The following is a 17,952-nucleotide window of genomic DNA, read 5'->3' on the forward strand; positions in this document are numbered from 1 at the left end:
CGTCACCCCGGTCCGATCCGCGCGTTGAAGCACCCCTTGGTCAGGTCGCCGCCGAGCTCCACGAAGGAGGTGGCCGACAGCTCCACGATCCGGCCGCGCGGCGAGGTGCCGCACTCCAGGCACCGGTCGCAGAACCTCCCGGCCATGCAGCCGCACGCCGCCAGCGGCAGGGTCGAGGTACGGCCGGCGCACACGTTGCGCACGGTGAGCGTCGAGCCCAGCGCCAGGTAGGGCAGCCCGGTGCACGACACCCCGGCGTCCTGGCAGTCGGCGTCGGAACGCTCCAGCATGGGATAGGCCGCGCCCCGCTCGGCGTAGTCGAAGGCGTCCGACCAGGTGGCGGTGCCGGAGATCCGCGACTGCGTGCCGCCGTAGCCGGGCGGCGGCTTGGGCACCGCCGTCCACCGGTAGGGCGGCTGCGAGGTCGCCGGCAGCCGGGCCTTGGCCACGCCGTCCTCCCGCACGCCGATGGCGTCGAAGAGATAGCCCGGCTCGAACTTCGGGTGCCGGACACGGAGCCGGCCGGAGGCGCCGTAGGGCACGACGATCGTGCGGTGTCCGCGGTGCGGCCCGCAGTACAGCTCCACGGTCTGGTCCCGGCCCTCGGCTCCGATGGACCGGATCACCCCGGTGATCCGGGTGATGTCCGCCCAGATCCGGTCCACGACCCGGCCGGACCGCAACGCCCTGATGATGACGTTGGCGCCCCGTGGCAGGTCCGCCGGGGCGACGTTCTCGCCGCGCCAGGCGGTCGCCCACGGCGCGATGACGAGCCGCTCGTGGCGTCCTTCGGGGGTCTCGATGAGGATCAGGTGCGGGCTGACGTCCAGGAGCTCGCCGGTGACCGCCTGGAAGGCACCGCCCTCGTCATGGGCGGGACCCGGCTCGTCGAGGCTCCGGCCAAGCGCCGCCGCCGCCAGGATCCGGCGGCGGTCAACGCTGCGGTACGGCATCGGCACTCCCATGCTCCGGTGATGTCTCCGGAGCTAGCCTCACACGACCGCCGGTGACCGGACGCCGACTTCGGCCACCGGAGCCGACAGGACTCCGACGAGGTATCAAAATTCCCATCCTCGATGCAATGCGTTACCCCCCGTAACGGGGCGAAACCGAGCACGGCGCACGGGTGCGCCACAGTTCCCGCCGGGCTCGATTTTTGCCGTTGACCGTATGAAATATGGGTTCCGGTTCAGCCGGATCGGGGGCCGGGGCTGCGATTCTGGCGACTACAGCACCCTGACCGCAGGCTGGTGATCGCGGTGACCGGCGGGAACCACGAGGAGTTCCGCGAGTACGTCGTTGCTCGCGGTCCCGCGCTGCTGCGCGCCGCCCGTCACCTGACCGGCCACCACAGCGACGCCGAGGACCTGCTCCAGGCGGCCCTCGCCCAGACCTACCTGGCCTGGGACCGCATCCAGGACCGCGCCGCCCTGGACGGCTACGTGCGGCGGGCGATGGTCAACATCAACATCTCCTGGTGGCGTCGGCGCAAGCTGGAGGAGTACCCGTCGGAGGACGTCCCCGAGCCGGCCCTCGCGGGCGTCCGCGCGCCGCTGCCCGAACGGGTGGAGCAGGCCCTCGACCGGCTGCCGACCCGGATGCGTGCGGCGATCATGCTGCGCTACTACGAGGACATGACCGAACCGGAGATCGCCGAGACCCTGGGGATCAGCATCGGCACGGTGAAGAGCACGGTCTCGCGCGCGATGGCCAAGCTCCGCGGCGACCTCACGATCCCCGAGCAGCGCCGGTTCGGGCCGCGGTCCTGACGTCGCGGACGGCGCCGGCGGCTTCGCCGTACGGCCGGAGCGTGTACGGCCTGTACGGCTCCGCCGGGGACCGTGCGGGGAGGTCCGTGCGGTGGGGCGGTTATCTGGTGTGGTCCTCCACGCCCGCCGTGGCGCAGGGCCGTACGGCGTCGCGGATGACCCTGAGCGCGTCCAGGAAGGCGTCGAGTCGGGCAGGGGGCAGGAGGCCGGTGAACCAGGTCTCGATGTCGTCCAGGTGTCGCGGGACGACGGTGGCGAGCCGTTCCGCGCCCGCGTCGGTGATCGCGGCGTAGGAGGCCCGGCGGTCCTCCGGGCACGCCTGCCGGGCGACCAGGCCGTCACGTTCCAACCGGTCGACGACCCTGGTCATGCCGCTGGTGGAGAGGCTCGTCTGGGCCGCGAGGTCGCTCATGCGCAGGCGTCCGCCGGGTGAGCGGGCCAGCCGGAGGAGTGTCTCGAAGTCGATGTCCGACAGCCCCGCCGCCGCGAAGGTCGACCGGGTCTTCGCCGCCAGTCCGCCGTAGACCTCGGCGAGGAGGCCCATGGCGGTGAGGCGGGAGTCGTCAAAGGGGATCACTCCCTCACTGTATCCGACGGTAGTTGACGCAGTGAATATTCCTCCTATACAAATATGCTGAAGCAAACATCCGCGCAGCAAGAGTCATTCGGGAGTAGATCATGAGCACTCGGACCTGGGAAGGGCTGCAGCTCCCCGCGGCCGGCACCTTCGTCCTCGACGCCGCGCACACCCGTGTCGGCTTCGTCGTGAAGCACATGATGGTCAGCAAGACCCGGGGCAACTTCACCGACTTCGCCGGCAAGGTCATTGTCGCCGAGAACCCCCTGGAGTCGTCGGCCGAGCTCACGATCCAGGCCGCGAGCATCAACACCGGCAACGCCGACCGCGACGGCCACCTGCGCAGCGGTGACTTCCTGGAGGCCGAGAAGTACCCCGAGGTCACCTTCCGCAGCACCCGGGTGGCCGGCCACTCCGGCGACGAGTTCACCCTCGTCGGCGACCTCACGATCCGCGACGTCACCAAGGAGGTCGAGCTCACCGTCGAGTACGGCGGCGCCGGCACCAACCCGTGGGGCCAGGCCGTGTGGGGCTTCTCCATCTCGACCGAGATCGACCGCGAGGAGTTCGGCCTCACCTGGAACCAGGCCCTGGAGACCGGCGGCGTCCTGATCGGCCGGAAGGTCAAGATCGAGATCGAGGGCGAGGCCAACCCGGCCTGACCCGCCCGGGCGGGACGCCCGATCCCGCCCGCCGGGCTTCTCCCGGGGAGGGGAGCCGCGTCCGTCGGGCCCCTCCGAGGAGGGGCGCGCCGCGCCCACCCTCCGGGACGCCTCGTTCCGCCGAGCGAATCCCCAAGCCCGTGACCGCGCTGAGCTGGGAATTCATTCTTCTGTCCACAGCTGTGGATCAAGTTTTCCACAGCTGTGGACGACCTCGTCGACATGCCTTCCGCCGGAACTCCGGCGGCTCCCCTTTCACGGATATTTCGCGGATCCTTCGCGGATCTTTCGCGGACCCGAGCCTTTCCGGAGGCTCGCCCGCCAACCGCTTTGCCGCACTGCCTGATGGCCGGTACGCTGTTCTGAGCCACACGGCAACCAGGAGGCTTCGCCTAGTCAGGTCTATGGCGCCGCACTGCTAATGCGGTTTGGGTCTACAGCCCATCCGGGGTTCAAATCCCCGAGCCTCCGCAGGTAAAGGCCCCTCTCGTGACATCCACGAGAGGGGCCTTCGCGCATGTACGGGGCCGGCGGACGTCGGTGGGCCGTTCGATGGGTCACGTCGGTGCCGTCGCTCCGGATCCACAGGACGGCTCCGCGCAGACGAAGGAGCCCCCATCGCCGCGACCTCATGCGGTCCCGCCACCCGCCCGCCCGTGGTGACCGTCTCGGCGGTGACTCACTCCGGATCCGGCAGATTCATCGACGCGAGCCTGGCCGGATCGGCCACGGCCATGATGTCGGTGATCCGGTCGTCGACGACGGTGAACGCGATGACCGACAGGGGGGCGCCGTCCTCGCGCCAGGTCACCATCCCGGGAAGGCCGTTGACGAGCACCGTCCGCCCGCGCGCGGTCGACCGCTGACGCAGCCGCGCGCCGGCGGCGACCTCGGTGGCGCCGAGGACGACGACCACACCGCCGGGGGTGTCGACGGTCAGCCTCACCTCGGGGTCGAGCACGCGCAGCAACGCCTCGAAGTCGCCGTTGTGAGCCGCCGCCAGGAATGCCTGGACCACCTCGCGCTGCTTCCGCCCGGCGGCTGCCGGGCGCCCGGTTCCCCGTACCTTCCTGCGGGCGCGGCTGGCGAGCATCTTGGCGGCGTCGGCGGACTTTCCGAGGATCCGGCCGATCTCGTCGAACGGCACCGCGAACAGGTCGTGCAGTACGAACGCCAGCCGCTCGCTCGGCCGGAGCGACTCCAGGACGACCAGGAGCGCGAGCCCGACCGAGTCGGCCAGCGCCACGTCCTCCTCCGGCGCGGGACCGTCGTCGGCCGTCACGACGAGTCCGGGCAACCGGTCGTCGTAGGACGCCTCAGAGCGGGCCTGGCGCGATCGCAGGATGTCGAGACTGATCCGGCCGACCACCGTGGTCAGCCAGCCGGTGAGGTTGTGGGTGGTCGCCGTGTCCTGCCGGCGGAGCCGTAGCCAGGCCTCCTGGACCACGTCCTCGGCGTCGGCGTGCGATCCGAGCATGCGGTGGGCGACCGCGCGCAACCGGTCGCGCTGGGCCTCGAACGCCTCGTCCACCGAGTCCGCCGGGTCGATGCCGGACATGTTGTTACCTCCCTCGGATCCACTCCGTCATAGGGGATGACGGGCCCGGACGGGCACAGGTAACCGATGAAGGAGCAAGGCCGATGGAAGCACGCATGAAGAGCCGGGCGAACGCCGACGTGATGACGGCGATCCAGCACCTCCACAAGGCGATCCACGCCGGTGGCGTCGACCCGCTCGTGCTTGATCTGGTCCACCTGCGGATCAGCCAGATCAACGGCTGCAGCCCGTGCGTCTTCGCCGGGGTCGCGTCGGCCAAGAATCACGGAGAGACCGACGAGCGACTGCACAACGTGGTCGCCTGGCGCGAGACGCCCTTCTTCACCGAGACGGAGCGGGCGGCGCTCGCACTGGCCGAGGCCGCCACCCGGATCCAGGACGGCGCGCCGGGCGTGACCGACGAGATCTGGGACGCCGCCGCCGCGCACTTCAACGAGGAGCAGCTGGCCGCGATCAACCTGGAGATCGCGCTGACCAATTTCTTCAATCGGATCAACCGCACGATCCGGGAGCAGGCCGGCAAGACCTGGTGAGCCGGGCGGGACGTCACCCATCCGGAGCCCGCGGCTCCCGAACCGGCGGACGGACGGAGAGCCTGTTCCGGCGCCGGTACTCGGTGAAGATCGCGGAAAGACAGTTGATCCAGCCGAGCATCAACGCGGTGGCGTTGACGTCCTGCCAGTCGGAGATGGTGCTCGGCGGCCATAGGCCGTTCTCATGCAACCACAGCACGAGAGCGCCGACCGGGAAGCCCCCGATGGCGCCCGCCAGGAAGCCGCGAAGACCCGTCCGCCAGAGAGAGGTGTGCTCACCGCGCATGGTCCAGCCCTTCGCAGCCGTCAAAGGATCTGAACCGATCTCATGCCGGCGGTGACGGCCGGACCCGGGCCGTTTCCGGGAGACCGGACCCCTCCGCTTTCACCGCCGGCCCACCGGGTCGGGCCGGACCGTGGGGGCCGGAAGCCCGCGAGACGCTCCCGGTCCCCACGGAACGGACTCTGCTAGCAGGGCGCGATGGCGACGGTCACGCAGCAGACCGTCGCGGCACTCGCCATCGGGACGGCGGCCTCCCGGCACGTGATGGCCGAAGGACGCCAGGCGCCGGAACGCCCCTTGATGACGGCCGCACCGGTCGTGCCGGTCGTTCCGGAGTAGATGGCCGTGCCGGTCGTGCCGGGGTAGGCGGTCGTGCCGGGGTAGGTGGCCGTACCGGTCGTGCCCGAGTAGACGGCTGTGCCGAAGGAACCCGTCGCGCCGGCCTGGCCGAAGGAACCGCCGCCGGTGTGCAGGCAGGTGGCGCTGGGGTACTCGATGAACCCGACGGCGCCGTATCCGCAGACCGGGCTGATGGACATCGGGAATGACCGTGGACGCTCGGCGAGCCACACGACGCCTTCCGGGACGCCCGTCATCTGGCAGTAAGCGGCGGATATGGAGCTGGTGAGGTTCGGCGTGCAGCCCGCGTCCGGTACTCCCGGGGGAGCATCGAGCCCGACAGGCCCCCGCGGTCCCGCAGGCCCCGCAGGTCCGGCTGGACCCCGAGGCCCGGCGGGTCCCTGAGGCCCGGGAGGACCTGCGGGTCCCCGTGGTCCTTGCCCTGGACCGAGAGCGGCCGGTACGCCGGCGGGCCCGACCGGACCGGCTGGTCCCTGCGGTCCGGCGGGTCCGGCAGGCCCGGTGAGCCCGGTGAGTCCAACCGGTCCAGCGGGTCCAGCGGGTCCGGCAGGCCCGGCGGGCCCCGCGGATCCTTTAAGTCCGGCAGGTCCGGCAGGTCCGGCAGGTCCGGCAGGTCCGGGCGGTCCGGGCGGTCCGGGCGGTCCAGGGGGGCCGACGATCGACTCTCCGGGTCTGCCGTCCAGGCCCCGTGGGCCCACCGGACCTGCCGGGCCCCGGAAGCCGCGCGGTCCACGGCATCCGCGGTGACCCCCGCACCCGAATCCTCTCCGGCACCCCCGGCAGCCCCTGGGGCAGGCGCAGACGCGTGGCCCCGCGGAGACGTGCCGGACGTGCGGGACGATGCCCTTCTCGGCGTTGTCGGATATCGGAGGGCCTCCGTAGGCGTTCGCGGGTGCCTGGTTCGACGCCACCGTGAGGACGCCCGCCGTCGCGGCGAGAGCCAGACCCATGAGACGCCCGCGAGGGGAGGAAACCGGCATACGCCTTTTCTTCTGAGAAAATCCTCTATTTTCCATGCCGTTCCAATTCTGGAGGGGTGTATCTCTCAGTGCCACAACGGGCGGCACTGTTCGGCAGATACCCAGAAAATAGGTGTAAGCCATATTGGAACGGTTCGGCGAGGGTAAACAAAGCTTCAGGCGGTCTGTCGGTAATCTGCACCGGTCCACCACTCCGCTGCTCTTTTCCTGATATTTCCAGGAAAAGAGCAGGGATTTCTGTCGACTGATGTCCGGCGGCCGCGCCGATCTGACGACATCACTGCAATTCCGGTGTATAACCCGCTGGTCACTGTTTTCAGAAATTACACGGGTTATGGGGGAAGAGTCGTATATTCCAGTGTTCACTGCTGTACGGCGGCGCTGAGGTCCGCCCGGTGGATGCCTCCACCGGGCGGACCCCCGGGCCGGCCCGACCCCCGGGCCGGCCCGACCCCCGGGCCGGCCCGACCCCCGGGCCGGCCCGACCCTGCCTTCACCGGACACGCGGCGCGGGCCCCGGGGCCTCACGGCCGTACAGCCCGGGACCGAGCGCGGACGGGCACAGACCCGGCACCGAGCGCGGACGGCCACAGACCCGGGGCCGAGTACAGGCGTCCGCGGACCCGGGGCCGGGCCGTACGAGCGAGGACCCGGCGCCGGGCGGCGGTGTCGCTCAGTCCGGCGGGGTCAGGTCGATGAACGGGATGCAGTTCTCCGGCCACCGGGGGTTTCCCGGCGTCCCCGGGGTGGGCTGCACGACACACGAGGTGTAGGCGAGTTTGCCGTTCGTGTTCCGCACCGTCAGGTGGATGTCGTTCCCCAGGCTCGCCATGGCGAGGCCGACCACGCCGCCCGGATAGCCGGGCACGGACGAGAGGTCGAACCAGCGAGGGGTCGTCCGCGGGTCCCGGATCAGCAACGCCCCGTCGCTCCGGGGGGCGCCCACGAAGGCGATGCTGCCCTGGAACGTCATGGCGACGCTCGCGCTCAGTCCCTGAGGCCCGATCCGGCCCGGCGGGCCGGGGACACCGGGCGGGCCCTGGGGCCCGGGCGGACCCTGGAGGCTCGGTCGTCCCGGAGGTCTGGGCGGGACGGGCTGCCCCTGGGATCCTCCCGATCTCATCGCCGCGCGCCGGCACCTGCCGTCCCTGAAGACGTATCCCTTCCGACCGCGGCAGATCTCTCTGGCGAAGGCCGCCCCGCCGCCGGGGAACGGCCGCGCGGCGGCCTGGCCCGAGCCGTGGGCCGCGGTCTCCGAAGCCTCCGTCGAATCCCCGTCGGCCTCCGCCCGGTCCCCGGCGAGCTCGGTGAGGTAGTCCAGGGCGAGGTCCTGGGCTCCCTCGGTCGTGACGACCGCCGTGTCCCCGGCCGTGCTTCCCGCGTCCCGGGTCATGACGGTTTCCATGTCCCCGGCCGTGCTCTCCGCGCCCCCGGTCGTGATGGTTCTCATGACCTGGGCCAACGCGGCTTCCGCGTCCCTGTCCGTGCCGGTTTCCGTGTCCCCGGGCGTCCAGGAGCCGTCGCCCGAGACCGTACCGGTTCCCATGACCCCGGCCGCTCCGTCGGCTCCGGTGAAGCCGGTCACCCCGGCGGATTCGGTGTCTCCGGCGTCCTCGGTGATGACGGTTCCCGTGCCGCGGGCCGTCCGGTGAACCGTGGTGGTCCCGGCGTCCCCCGTCGTGACGGCCCGGCTCGTTCCGGTCGCGGCCTGCGCCGGAGTGGGGAGCGGAGTCGCCAGTTGAAGAACGGTCACCGCCGCCGCGACGGCCCAGGCCCGGGCCCGGGCATGACCGCCGTATCCGTTCTCCGGGCCGTATCTGCTGTTACTCGATATCATTTCATCCCATGTCGTTCGTGGCGTATCGGAAATCAGGTCCGTTCCGGGCCGCGAGAGCGGCGCTGGTCAGGAGATACCCGACGGCAGGCACGACAGGGTGTTGATTCAGATGATGAACGTTAAACGCGTGTCACATCGGCAGGAAAAGCCGCCCGGCCTCCCCGTCCGTCATCGCGCAATGGGGAACCGAGTGGCCTTTCCATGCTGACACCGCTCTTCGGAACGTTCAGCCGTTGATCGCCTTTTCGGGATTTCTTCTTCCGTTCCCGCGTTCCCGTGATGTTCGCAGAACAACCCGAACCGGGTACGAAGCCATGCCCGGTTCGGATCCTCCCGACGGCACGCGGAGGGCCGCGGACGCCGACGCGGAGGCGAGGGCCGGAACGCGGAGGCGGCGGATGCCGACGCGGGGACGTGGCCCGGACGCGGAGGCGGCGGATGCAACAGATACGGCCCCCGGAACGTCCCTGGGACGTGGAGTTCACCGATTTCGTCGCCGCGCGGGCCGACGCGCTGTACCGGTACGGCTACGTGCTGACCGGCAACGCCGAGGACGCGGCGGACCTGACGCAGGAGGCGCTGATGCGTCTGGGCGACGCCTGGCCGAGGGTCAGGAAACGCGACGATCCGGAAGGGTACGTCCGCACGATCATGGCCCGCCTGCACATCAGCGTCTGGCGGCGGCTGCGCAGGGAGCGGCTGGTCGCGGCGGTCCCCGAGCGGGCCTACGACGACCGCGCGGGGGACGATGCCGGCCTGTGGAACGAGCTGAAGGGGCTGCCGCCCAGACAGCGGGCCGTACTGGTCCTGCGGTACTACGAGGACCTCTCCGACAAGGAGATCGCCGAGATCCTCGGCGTCTCGCGCGGCACGGTGCGCAGCCAGGCGGCCCGTGCGCTGGACAAACTCAGGGTGCGGGTCGCCGCTCTCGAAACGGGGCGAGTGTGATGAGGGACAGGGACGAAACCGATCTGGTTCGCGCGCTGCGCGGAGCGGCCGGCGGCGCGCCCGAGCCGGCCGGGGACATGCTCACGGCGATCGGCGATCGGCGCAGGCGCCGGAGCCACAGGCGGGCGCGGTCGATGCTCGCCGCGGCGGCCGTGCTGGTGGTGATCGGCGGCGGTACGGCGGTGGCCAGGGATGTCCTCCCCAGCGGGGGCGGGGAAGGCGTCTCGGTCACCGGCGTGGCGGCCGATCCGTCCTCTCCCGCCGCGGACCCCTCCGAGGGGACCGGGAAGACGCCGGAGATGTCCGTGGACCCCGTCGCCGAGGTCTGGCCCAAGGCGGTGTCCACCATCCCGGCCAAGGCCGCGGACGGTTGGAAGTATCGGCCGATCACCGGACTGAGTGCCACGGAGCTGTTGCTCACCGCCGAGTCGTCGTTCGAGAAGGCGGGCCGGCTGGAGGTCTACGACACCGCGGCGCGCAAGAGCACCGTGCTCGCGGAGATGCCCGCCCCGCCGGGCGTGAAGGGCTACTTCGCGCAGGATGTCGAGGTGGGGGCCGACTCCATCGTGTGGTGGGGGAAGACCCCCAACAACCGTGACGAGTGGGCCGACTTCTGGGTCGTCCCCCGGACCGGCGGCACGGCACGGCGGGTCGGCGAGGTCACGGGCGCTCGGGCCCGCGTGGAGCGGATCGGCGTCACCGCGGACTCCGTGTTCTGGTCGGTGCGGGCCGGCGGGGTCTACCGCATGCCGCTGGCCGGCGGGTCCCCGGAGTACGTCGCCGGTACGGACGGCCTACACCTGTTGTACTGGCCTTGGGCGTTCGACGTCGCCAATGGGCGTGAGGGCGAGGACTGGGACAGGAACCAGACCAAGCTCTTCAACCTGGAGACAGGGCAGACGGTAGCGGTGAACGCCCCGGATGGCGCCCGCGGGCTGCGCTGCGGTCCGGTCTGGTGCTTCGGCGCGAGCGGTGACGAGAGCATCGTGCAGCGGACGGACGGCTCGGACCGCAGGGCCCTGCCGGGCCTGTCCGGCAGGATGGAGTACACGCCCCTCGCCGGCAGGTTCGGGTTCTTCAGCCTCTCCGGGGTCACGGGCCGCGACGCGGCAGGGGAGGAGATCGAGGACGCCCACGCGCCATTGGCCGCGGTGTACGACCCGATCACCGGCCGTACGGCGGGCGTCGGCAAGCGGGACCCGTCCGGCGGCGGGGGCATCGGCACCGGGACCTCCTCCTCGCCCACCTCGATCATCTACTGGGACGAGGACCGGCGTCAGGTGGAGGAGTGCAAGGTGGAGGACGCGTCGTCCGCCCCCCGCTCCGCGCCGTCGGGTGCTCCGCTCCCGACCGGGAAGGTCACGGTCTGCTCGACGACCGAGAAGGGCGGCGGCAAGGAGTTCACGGTCGTGAACCTTCTCGCCGTGTCCCCGACGGAATAACGTTCTGCCCATGAGGATCTTCAGTAACGTCATGGAGCTCAAGGCCGCTCGCGGCGAGCACCTGGGACACACCGAGTGGCGGCCGGTCACCCAGGAACGGGTCGACGGGTTCGCCGACGCGACCGACGACCACCAGTGGATCCACGTGGACCCCGAACGGGCCAAGGACGGCCCGTTCGGGACCACCATCGCCCACGGCTACCTCAGCCTGGCGCTGCTGCCGTCGTTCATGGCGGAGCTGGTGCGGGTGGACGGCCTGGCGATGGGGATCAACTACGGGCTCGACAAGGTCCGCTTCCCCGCGCCGGTCCCGGTCGGGGCGCGGATCCGGGCCGGAGCCGAGCTCCTCGACGTCAAGGGGACCCCGGCGGGCTACCTGGCGAAGGTCCGCATGACCGTCGAGGTCGAGGGCGGGAAGAGACCCGCCTGCGTCGCGGAGACCCTCTCCCTCTACGTCCCCGCCGAGAGCGACTGAGCCCCTGCGCCTTCGGGAGCCGCCGGCCCGGACGGACCTCGACGTCCGCGAGGTCACGGCGGTCCCGAGTTCCGGCCCGGGGTCTCTCACGCCTCCGGCGGGAGTCCCCGGGCCAGGATCGCCGCCTGGACGCGGCTGCGCAGCCCCAGCTTGCCCAGCAGCCGGCTGACGTGGGTCTTCGTGGTCGCCTCCGCCATGTCCAGCTCGGCGGAGATCTCGGCGTTCGACAGGCCCCGCCCGATGCACGTCAGCACCTGGCGCTCGCGCGGGGTCAGGTTCCCCAGGTCGTACGGCTCGCGCTCCGGCACGGCCGTGGCGAAGGCTGAGATCAGCCGCCGGGTGACCGCGGGCGAGATGAGCCCGTCGCCCCGGGCCACCACCCGCACCGCGTCCACCAGCGCGTCGGCGTCGGTGTTCTTCAGCAGGAAGCCGGCGGCCCCGGCGCGCAGCGCCCCGAAGACGTACTCGTCGATGTCGAACGTGGTCAGGATCAGCACGTCGGCGACCCCGCTCAGCTCGCGCGTCGCCGAGACGCCGTCCAGCTTCGGCATCCGGATGTCCATCAGCACCACGTCGGGCCGCAGCTCGCGTGCCATCGCGACGGCCTGCTCGCCGTCCGCGGCCTGCCCGACCACCTCGATGTCGCCGTGGCCGTCGAGGATCAGGACGATCCCCGCGCGGACCGCCGCGTGGTCGTCGGCGACCAGGACCCGGATGGTCATGCGAACTCCTCGGTGCCGCGGGCGACGGCGATCGTACGGGGGCGGGTCCGGATGCTTCCAGCGCGGGTCCGGCTCCGGGTTCGGGTGCTTCCGGCGGGTGGACGGACCCGGTCGCCGGGCGGCGCGCTCACGCGAGCCCTTCGGTGGGCAGCAGGGCGCGGACCCGCCAGCCGTCGCCGTACGGCCCGGCATCGAGCTCGCCGCCGACGAGGGCGACCCGTTCCCGCATGCCGATGATCCCCGCGCCCGCGCCCGCGCCCGCGCCCATGACCGCGTCCATGCCCGTACTCGCGCCCGTGTCCGCGCCGAGATGCCGGCGGCCGGCATCGCCGAGAGGATTGTCCACGGTCAGCGTGACCGCGCCCGGCCGGTATCCGACCACCACGTCGGCGGCCTTCCCGCCGTGCTTCAGCACGTTGGTGAGCGACTCCTGGATGATCCGGTAGCCGGCGAGGTCCACCGGCGCGGGCAGTTCGCGGGCCTCGCCGTCCACCTGGAACCGTACCTCCAGGCCCGCCTCCCGGGCCCGCTCGGCCAGCTCGCCGGCCTCGGCCACCCGGCGCCGGACGGCCTCGGCCTCCTCGTCGTCCCGCCGGAGCAGACCGATCATGGCGCGCATCTCGGTCATGCCCTGGAGGCTGTTCTCCCGGATGGACCCCAGCACCGTCCGCACGGTGTCCCCGTCCAGGTCGGCGCGGGAGAGTACGGCGGTGGACTGGATGGCGATCGCGCTGAAGTGGTTGGCGATCATGTCGTGCAGCTCCCTGGCCATCCTCGCCCGCTCGGCCTGCACGGCCGCCGTCCGGTCCAGCTCGGCGAGCCGCGCCACCTGCTCGGCCCTGGCCCGCTCGGCCGCCGCCTGTTCCTCCAGCTGCCTGATGATCATTCCGGTGATGACGGGGGTGGTCCCGACGAGGGCGCACTGGACCAGGATCACCGCGGCCATCTCCACCTCGCGCATGAGGATGCCGGCCGTCACTCCCGCGACGACGGCGAAGACCGAGGTGATGCCGAGCATCCACCTGCCCAGGACGCGGGGGCCGTACCTGACGGCCGCGTAGAAGTTGTCGGTGACCACGATGACGGTGCCCAGGGAGAACCCCATGGCGAAGTCACCGGCGAAGGCCACCACCCCGAGGCCGAGCGCGAGCAGCGGCCTGCTCCGCCGTACCGCGACCCCCAGGCAGGTGATCGCCAGCGGGACGGCGAACAGCGGGGCGGGCGCCCAGCGATGCTGGTAGATGCCGACGGCGAGCAGGGCGACACCGCCGAGGAACGATGCCACGGCCCACAGCACGTCCTCCCGTTTCATGCCCCCATCTCACCATCCCGGCAGCGCACCGGACATACGCGTACGGGGCGGCTTGGCCGTACATACAAGGATGTACGGTAGTTCGTCACCAGCGACGATGTCCCGCGGGCGGGGAGCGGCGATGCTGGAAGCATGATTCTGGCCGTCATCATCGGATGCGAGATCGGGTTCTGGGTCCTCCTCGGACTGGGCCTCACGCGTTACCTGTGGCGCATGCGGCGGCTCAGCACGGCCCTGCTGGTCGCGGTCCCGCTGCTCGACGTGGTCCTGCTGGCCGCCTCCGTCATCGACATGCGCGGCGGCGCCACCGCCGACTGGCGCCACGGCCTGGCCGCCGCCTACCTCGCCTACTCGATCGTCTTCGGCCACCGGACCGTGAAGTGGGCCGACGCCAGGTTCGCCCACCGCTTCGCCGGAGGCCCCGAGCCGTGGAAGCCGCCCGCCGGAGGCATGGCCCGGGCCCGCTATGAGTGGATCATGTGGTTCAAAATCGTCCTCGCATGCGGCATCGCCTACGGCCTGCTGCTCGGCCTGGCCTGGATCGTCGGAGACCCCTCACGGACCGCCGCCCTGAACGACTTCACGCTCAGCCTGCCCAAGATCATGCTGATCGCCCTGATCTGGCCGGTGAGCTACACCCTCTTCCCGAAGAAGGTGAAGGAGAACCGGCGGGAGGCGGACGTCCCGGCGGGGGTGAACGGGGACCGGCCGGGAGGCGGAAAGGGCCCGTGGGGCGGTTCACGGGGTCGGCCGGGACGCTCCGGAGGTGCTTCAGAGGTGCTTCAGAGGCGCTTCGGAGGCGCTTCGGAGGCGCTTCGGGGAAGAGCGAACAACTGGTTCGAGGTACTCCTCGGAACCCGCTATAGTTACTTACGCAGCGAGCGGCCGTAGCTCAATGGATAGAGCATCTGACTACGGATCAGAAGGTTAGGGGTTCGAGTCCTCTCGGCCGCGCAGATGCAAGAAGGCCTCTGAGTAGGGATTATCCGCTCAGAGGCCTTCTGGTTTTCTTGATCGTATCGGCGCCTTGCTAACACCCTTGCTAACAGCGGGCCCCTCACTGTCCGTTGACGGCCTTGGCGAAGACATCGGCCGCGGAGGTTTCCGCCGCCCGGATCACATGGGCGTAGACCCGGAGCGTGATGGACGGATCGGCGTGACCGAGACGGGCCGCGACGACGTGAACCGGGACACCGGCCAGGAGAAGCGTCGTGGCGTGAACGTGCCGAAGGTCGTGAAGCCGGGCGTGCGGAAGCGGCTCTTTGGGCTTCGGCCCGGTTTTCGGGTCGTTGTGGCGGCGGATCGTCGTCGCGACGAGCGAGCTGACCGTGTCGGGGTGGATCGGCTCGCCCCAGCCGGTGGTGAACACGTGATCGCTCGTACCTTTCCACTCCTGTCCGACCGCCGGCTTGTCGGCGGCCTGCCTGCCCCGCTGCGCCTTCAGGACTTTCACCGTCCCGTCGTCGAGTGCGCCGGTCCTCTTGGCGCATCCCAACTAGGACGACCAGGTAGCCGACGACGACCACCGCGCCCAGCACCAGGCCGACGATCAGCGGGGTCATGGTCGCGTTCACGTCCAGATCACCCCCGCCTCGGCGGTGCCGTACGGGCGGTTGGCCGGACGCCGCACCTGACCGCGCCGCCGGTTCGTCCTGCGTCGGGCCACCTGACGGCGAACCCACCGCTCCCGCGCCCGGCACTTGCGGCAGACGAACTGCCCCTCCTCCAGCGCCCCGCCGCACTCGCAGGCGGGCGTCTCGTCGATCGGCCGGCTGTAGTTGATCACTGCTGCCTCTCCTCTTGTCGCTCCCGGTGATGCCTTGCGGTATCGAGAGTGCGACGAAGAGTCAGGACGTGATCACTACAGGATGGGACATGTACAGGACGTCCGGTCTGCGATTGCCACGTCCCCGGACGTCCCGGCTTTCAGACAGGTGAGATGGCGAACGAGCGGTTGCGGGTGGCCCTTCTCGAACATGGCGCCACCGTCCACGCGCCGGCCGAAGCCGTCCAGGTTGACGCCAAGACCGTGGAGCGGTGGATCACCCAGGGCCGCATACCGTACCGAAAGCACAGATTCGCGGTCGCCAAGCTCCTCGGCGTGGAGGAGTCCTATCTGTGGCCGGACGCGCTGACCCCCGCGCAGGCCGCGGCCGTGTCCGAGAGCGAGATCGTCACCGTCTACCCGCACCGCTGGGCCGTCCCCAAGGACACATGGGGACGTCTGTTCTCAGTGGCCCGTGAACAGATCGACGTGCTGGTCTACAGCGGCATCTTCATCGCCCAGGACACCGGCATCATGCGAACCTTCGCCGACAGGGCCGACGCCGGAGTGAAGGTGCGCATCCTGCTCGGCGATCCCGACTGCGCGGAGGTCACCCAGCGCGGCGCGGACGAGGGCGTCAACGACGGCATGGCGGCCCAGATCAGGACGGCGCTCTTCCTCTACCGTTCACCACGCCAGCGCGAGGGCGTGGAGATCCGCCTCCACGACACCATCCTGTACAACTCCATCCGCCGCGCCGACGACCAGCTCCTCGTCAACACTCACGTGTACGGCAAGGCCGCCTACGACGCGCCGGTCATGCATCTGCGCAAGGTCACCGGCGGCGACATGGTCTCGACCTACACCAGCAGCTTCGAGGCCGTCTGGAACCGGGCCACCCCGGTAGAGTCCTGATCCATGACGGCCCGCCGGATCGACTTCTACGACGACCCCGCCGCCCCGCCCCCAACAGCCTTGTCCCCTCGGTCAACGTCATCGTCGTCAACGACGTCGGCGACATCCTGATGATCCGCCGCACCGACAACGACAACTGGGCCGTCCCCGGCGGCGCCATCGACCTCGGCGAGTCCCTGCCCCAGGCCGCGATCCGGGAGACGGTGGAGGAGACCGGCATCACCTGTGAGATCACCGGCCTGGTCGGCACCCACACCGACCCCCGCCACGTGATCCTCTACACCTCCGACGGCGAGGCCCGCCAGGAGTTCTCCATCGTCCTGACCGCCCGTCCCGTCAGCGGCAAGCCCACCCCGAGCGACGAGTCCCGCGAAGTCCGCTGGGTCTCCCGCGACCAGATCGACTCCCTGACCATGGACCGGTCGATGCGTCTGCGGCTCGGCCACTTCCTCGACGGCGCCGGGCCACACATCGGGTGAACACGCTCACGCCGTCGAGCGTCACGACGACCCAAGATGCCTGTGCTTTCATATCCCTGAACGTTCCCTCGTCTTGGAAGGCGGTCTCATGGCCGAGCGCACCCTCACCGATGAGCTGTATGAGGCCGAACGCCGCCTTCAGGCAGCCATGCTCGCAGGAGACGTCGAGGAACTCGATCGGCTACTCGACGAGCGGCTTGTCTTCACCGGCCCGCCGGACGGCGCGTGCCACCCGCAGGCCAAGCAACTCGACCTGGACAACCACCGCTCACGCCGACAGGCCATGACCAAGCTCGTCGAGGAAGACCTGACCGTGGTCGTCGCGGACGCCACCGGCGTCACCTGCTTCCTCGGCACGCTGGAGGGCACGTTCGCGGGGGAGCCGTTCGCCATGCGGCTGCGCTACACCCGTACCTGGGTCCACACCGATGAGCACGGCTGGCGCATCCTGGCCGCCCACGCCAGCCCGGCGTAACGTCAGCTCCCCGCGTCCAGGGCGGCCTGCGCGGCGTGCACGGCCGCGGTGATGCACGGAGTCGCCTTGGTGATCGACCGGCTGACCGGATGCTCGGGGCCGTACCGGGAATGGATCTCCAGCAGCCGTGCCTCCGCCTCGACCGGCAAGCCGTCGGGATTGGTGGTGGTTTTGTCGATGTCTAGCGGCGGAATACAGCAACGGGGTCCGCCGAAAGCAGCCTCCCGTGGAAGGCTCCGCCCGTCCGATCAGGCGCCGAAACCGTCGTCCGGGTGTCCCGGAGAGATCTGCGGGCAGTCGTGCGTGTCGAGCCACATGCCGGCGTTCTCCAGGAGCGATTCGGGATCGTCGGTACGGAAGGTGAAGGCGACGCCCAGTGGCCGGGTGCGCAGCTCGGCTCCCCCGGATGATTGCCGGAGTACCGGCTGCCAGAGGCATCCGGCCGCGCCCAGGGCGGCGGTGATCTGCCGGTAGGTCAGGCGTGAGGGTAAGGGCGTGATCGTGTTCGTCATGACGTCGGGTAGTTCGACGACGTCGTGCCAGGTCTGCACGCTGAGCGTCGTGACGGTCCGGCAACGGCAGACGCACAGTTCAACGTGGCCGTAGGAGAACAGGTACGGCCATCGGGTGCGTTTGCTGACGCGGCCGATGGCCCACGGTGGGCCGAGGACGGTGGCGATGCCGGTCAGGGAAACGCCGCACCGCAGCGGTCCGATCCGTCCGGTCGAGCCGAACTCGGTCATGACGTCCAACGCGGTCACGCGTCGAAGCGTGTCAGTCGACGCGCTCCGATGTCCACGGCGTTCATTGGAGATGACGTGAGTCGATCACGACCGTAATCCCTGTTCAGGGTGCTGGTC

Annotated in this window: 21 protein-coding genes, 2 tRNA genes and 1 pseudogene; 12 read left to right on the top strand and 12 right to left on the bottom strand. The window is 70.4% G+C overall.

All coding sequences use genetic code 11. The features are described 5' to 3' along the window. Positions 1-2: 2 nt before the first annotated feature. Positions 3-965: a hypothetical protein gene (locus IEZ10_RS32890; protein ID WP_229811884.1), complete on the bottom strand. Its 963-nt coding sequence runs from the start codon at positions 963-965 to the stop codon at positions 3-5. Between the two features lie 285 nt (positions 966-1,250). On the opposite strand from IEZ10_RS32890, the gene IEZ10_RS32895 reads away from it, so the two are divergent. Next, positions 1,251-1,769, top strand: coding sequence for a SigE family RNA polymerase sigma factor (locus IEZ10_RS32895; RefSeq protein WP_229811885.1), 519 nt, complete (start codon positions 1,251-1,253; stop codon positions 1,767-1,769). A 100-nt stretch (positions 1,770-1,869) separates the two neighbouring features. Here IEZ10_RS32895 and IEZ10_RS32900 read toward each other — a convergent pair whose 3' ends face one another. Further along, positions 1,870-2,346, bottom strand: coding sequence for a MarR family winged helix-turn-helix transcriptional regulator (locus IEZ10_RS32900; protein ID WP_229811886.1), 477 nt, complete (start codon positions 2,344-2,346; stop codon positions 1,870-1,872). A gap of 101 nt (positions 2,347-2,447) precedes the next feature. Between IEZ10_RS32900 and IEZ10_RS32905 the strand changes: the two genes are divergently transcribed. Both IEZ10_RS32905 and IEZ10_RS32910 read left to right on the top strand, forming a co-directional pair. Continuing rightward, on the top strand, positions 2,448-3,008 hold the full coding sequence (locus IEZ10_RS32905; RefSeq protein WP_189250417.1) for a YceI family protein: 561 nt from the start codon (positions 2,448-2,450) through the stop codon (positions 3,006-3,008). A gap of 381 nt (positions 3,009-3,389) precedes the next feature. After that, a tRNA-Ser gene (locus tag IEZ10_RS32910) sits at positions 3,390-3,479 on the top strand. Between the two features lie 208 nt (positions 3,480-3,687). On the opposite strand, the gene IEZ10_RS32915 is transcribed toward IEZ10_RS32910, so the two are convergent. Then, entirely contained in the window at positions 3,688-4,566 is an 879-nt protein-coding gene (locus tag IEZ10_RS32915; RefSeq protein WP_189250418.1) for a sigma-70 family RNA polymerase sigma factor, read from the bottom strand. A gap of 83 nt (positions 4,567-4,649) precedes the next feature. Between IEZ10_RS32915 and IEZ10_RS32920 the strand changes: the two genes are divergently transcribed. Next, a complete protein-coding gene (locus tag IEZ10_RS32920) occupies positions 4,650-5,099 on the top strand; it encodes a carboxymuconolactone decarboxylase family protein (protein WP_189250419.1) in 450 nt (149 codons plus the stop codon). A 13-nt stretch (positions 5,100-5,112) separates the two neighbouring features. Here the strand turns inward: IEZ10_RS32920 and IEZ10_RS32925 are convergent, their stop codons facing one another. The 3 genes from IEZ10_RS32925 to IEZ10_RS32935 form a co-directional block, all read right to left on the bottom strand. Continuing rightward, positions 5,113-5,409, bottom strand: a complete 297-nt coding sequence (locus tag IEZ10_RS32925; protein WP_189250420.1) for a hypothetical protein — start codon at positions 5,407-5,409, stop codon at positions 5,113-5,115. A gap of 158 nt (positions 5,410-5,567) precedes the next feature. Beyond that, positions 5,568-5,921 (bottom strand): hypothetical protein, encoded by a 354-nt coding sequence (locus tag IEZ10_RS32930; protein ID WP_189250421.1) that lies wholly within the window; start codon positions 5,919-5,921, stop codon positions 5,568-5,570. A 1,474-nt stretch (positions 5,922-7,395) separates the two neighbouring features. Beyond that, positions 7,396-8,475, bottom strand: a complete 1,080-nt coding sequence (locus IEZ10_RS32935; protein WP_189250422.1) for a hypothetical protein — start codon at positions 8,473-8,475, stop codon at positions 7,396-7,398. 522 nt (positions 8,476-8,997) lie between these two features. On the opposite strand from IEZ10_RS32935, the gene IEZ10_RS32940 reads away from it, so the two are divergent. Genes IEZ10_RS32940 through IEZ10_RS32950 form a run of 3 tightly spaced genes read left to right on the top strand, consistent with a single transcriptional unit; the run spans position 8,998 to position 11,424 of the window. Continuing rightward, a complete protein-coding gene (locus IEZ10_RS32940) occupies positions 8,998-9,507 on the top strand; it encodes a SigE family RNA polymerase sigma factor (RefSeq protein ID WP_189250423.1) in 510 nt (169 codons plus the stop codon). Continuing rightward, on the top strand, positions 9,507-10,949 hold the full coding sequence (locus IEZ10_RS32945; RefSeq protein WP_189250424.1) for a hypothetical protein: 1,443 nt from the start codon (positions 9,507-9,509) through the stop codon (positions 10,947-10,949). Before IEZ10_RS32940 ends, IEZ10_RS32945 begins: the two co-directional genes overlap by 1 nt. A gap of 10 nt (positions 10,950-10,959) precedes the next feature. After that, positions 10,960-11,424 (top strand): MaoC family dehydratase, encoded by a 465-nt coding sequence (locus IEZ10_RS32950; protein ID WP_189250425.1) that lies wholly within the window; start codon positions 10,960-10,962, stop codon positions 11,422-11,424. 86 nt (positions 11,425-11,510) lie between these two features. On the opposite strand, the gene IEZ10_RS32955 is transcribed toward IEZ10_RS32950, so the two are convergent. Together IEZ10_RS32955 and IEZ10_RS32960 are read right to left on the bottom strand one after the other, a co-directional pair. Further along, on the bottom strand, positions 11,511-12,146 hold the full coding sequence (locus IEZ10_RS32955; RefSeq protein WP_189250426.1) for a response regulator: 636 nt from the start codon (positions 12,144-12,146) through the stop codon (positions 11,511-11,513). Positions 12,147-12,273: 127 nt separating this feature from the next. Next, positions 12,274-13,458, bottom strand: coding sequence for a sensor histidine kinase (locus IEZ10_RS32960; RefSeq protein WP_189250427.1), 1,185 nt, complete (start codon positions 13,456-13,458; stop codon positions 12,274-12,276). Between the two features lie 132 nt (positions 13,459-13,590). Here IEZ10_RS32960 and IEZ10_RS32965 point away from each other — a divergent pair, with 132 nt between their 5' ends. Continuing rightward, positions 13,591-14,349 (top strand): hypothetical protein, encoded by a 759-nt coding sequence (locus IEZ10_RS32965; protein ID WP_229811887.1) that lies wholly within the window; start codon positions 13,591-13,593, stop codon positions 14,347-14,349. Continuing rightward, positions 14,340-14,412 (top strand) — tRNA-Arg (locus IEZ10_RS32970). The genes IEZ10_RS32965 and IEZ10_RS32970 overlap by 10 nt, the downstream gene beginning before the upstream one ends. Positions 14,413-14,515: 103 nt before the next feature. Here IEZ10_RS32970 and IEZ10_RS32975 read toward each other — a convergent pair. Continuing rightward, positions 14,516-14,953, bottom strand: coding sequence for a tyrosine-type recombinase/integrase (locus tag IEZ10_RS32975; protein WP_189250428.1), 438 nt, complete (start codon positions 14,951-14,953; stop codon positions 14,516-14,518). Positions 14,954-15,028: 75 nt separating this feature from the next. Then, on the bottom strand, positions 15,029-15,244 hold the full coding sequence (locus IEZ10_RS32980) for a hypothetical protein (protein ID WP_189250429.1): 216 nt from the start codon (positions 15,242-15,244) through the stop codon (positions 15,029-15,031). A 153-nt stretch (positions 15,245-15,397) separates the two neighbouring features. On the opposite strand from IEZ10_RS32980, the gene IEZ10_RS32985 reads away from it, so the two are divergent. The 3 genes and pseudogenes from IEZ10_RS32985 (at position 15,398) to IEZ10_RS32995 (ending at position 17,092) form a co-directional block, all read left to right on the top strand. Then, entirely contained in the window at positions 15,398-16,138 is a 741-nt protein-coding gene (locus IEZ10_RS32985) for a phospholipase D-like domain-containing protein (RefSeq protein WP_189250430.1), read from the top strand. A gap of 3 nt (positions 16,139-16,141) precedes the next feature. Then, a pseudogene (locus IEZ10_RS32990) lies at positions 16,142-16,617 on the top strand (NUDIX hydrolase). 88 nt (positions 16,618-16,705) lie between these two features. After that, on the top strand, positions 16,706-17,092 hold the full coding sequence (locus IEZ10_RS32995) for a nuclear transport factor 2 family protein (RefSeq protein WP_189250431.1): 387 nt from the start codon (positions 16,706-16,708) through the stop codon (positions 17,090-17,092). 2 nt (positions 17,093-17,094) lie between these two features. Here IEZ10_RS32995 and IEZ10_RS33000 read toward each other — a convergent pair whose 3' ends face one another. Together IEZ10_RS33000 and IEZ10_RS33005 are read right to left on the bottom strand one after the other, a co-directional pair. Beyond that, positions 17,095-17,241 (bottom strand): hypothetical protein, encoded by a 147-nt coding sequence (locus tag IEZ10_RS33000; RefSeq protein WP_189250432.1) that lies wholly within the window; start codon positions 17,239-17,241, stop codon positions 17,095-17,097. A 99-nt stretch (positions 17,242-17,340) separates the two neighbouring features. Further along, positions 17,341-17,853 (bottom strand): hypothetical protein, encoded by a 513-nt coding sequence (locus IEZ10_RS33005; protein ID WP_189250433.1) that lies wholly within the window; start codon positions 17,851-17,853, stop codon positions 17,341-17,343. Positions 17,854-17,952: the final 99 nt, after the last annotated feature.

This window comes from Streptosporangium pseudovulgare (assembly GCF_014648055.1).
In the GTDB taxonomy this organism is placed as follows: domain Bacteria; phylum Actinomycetota; class Actinomycetes; order Streptosporangiales; family Streptosporangiaceae; genus Streptosporangium; species Streptosporangium pseudovulgare.

Bases quoted from the DNA above. Each gene is read 5' to 3' on its own strand.
- IEZ10_RS32985 (WP_189250430.1), top strand. From the start codon at position 15,398: ATGGCGAACGAGCGGTTGCGGGTGGCCCTTCTCGAACATGGCGCCACC.
- IEZ10_RS32930 (WP_189250421.1), bottom strand. From the start codon at position 5,921: ATGTCCATCAGCCCGGTCTGCGGATACGGCGCCGTCGGGTTCATCGAG.
- IEZ10_RS32920 (WP_189250419.1), top strand. From the start codon at position 4,650: ATGGAAGCACGCATGAAGAGCCGGGCGAACGCCGACGTGATGACGGCG.
- IEZ10_RS32905 (WP_189250417.1), top strand. From the start codon at position 2,448: ATGAGCACTCGGACCTGGGAAGGGCTGCAGCTCCCCGCGGCCGGCACC.
- IEZ10_RS32965 (WP_229811887.1), top strand. From the start codon at position 13,591: ATGATTCTGGCCGTCATCATCGGATGCGAGATCGGGTTCTGGGTCCTC.
- IEZ10_RS32960 (WP_189250427.1), bottom strand. From the start codon at position 13,458: ATGAAACGGGAGGACGTGCTGTGGGCCGTGGCATCGTTCCTCGGCGGT.
- IEZ10_RS32945 (WP_189250424.1), top strand. From the start codon at position 9,507: ATGAGGGACAGGGACGAAACCGATCTGGTTCGCGCGCTGCGCGGAGCG.
- IEZ10_RS32995 (WP_189250431.1), top strand. From the start codon at position 16,706: ATGGCCGAGCGCACCCTCACCGATGAGCTGTATGAGGCCGAACGCCGC.
- IEZ10_RS32915 (WP_189250418.1), bottom strand. From the start codon at position 4,566: ATGTCCGGCATCGACCCGGCGGACTCGGTGGACGAGGCGTTCGAGGCC.
- IEZ10_RS32890 (WP_229811884.1), bottom strand. From the start codon at position 965: ATGGGAGTGCCGATGCCGTACCGCAGCGTTGACCGCCGCCGGATCCTG.
- IEZ10_RS32955 (WP_189250426.1), bottom strand. From the start codon at position 12,146: ATGACCATCCGGGTCCTGGTCGCCGACGACCACGCGGCGGTCCGCGCG.
- IEZ10_RS32940 (WP_189250423.1), top strand. From the start codon at position 8,998: ATGCAACAGATACGGCCCCCGGAACGTCCCTGGGACGTGGAGTTCACC.
- IEZ10_RS32950 (WP_189250425.1), top strand. From the start codon at position 10,960: ATGAGGATCTTCAGTAACGTCATGGAGCTCAAGGCCGCTCGCGGCGAG.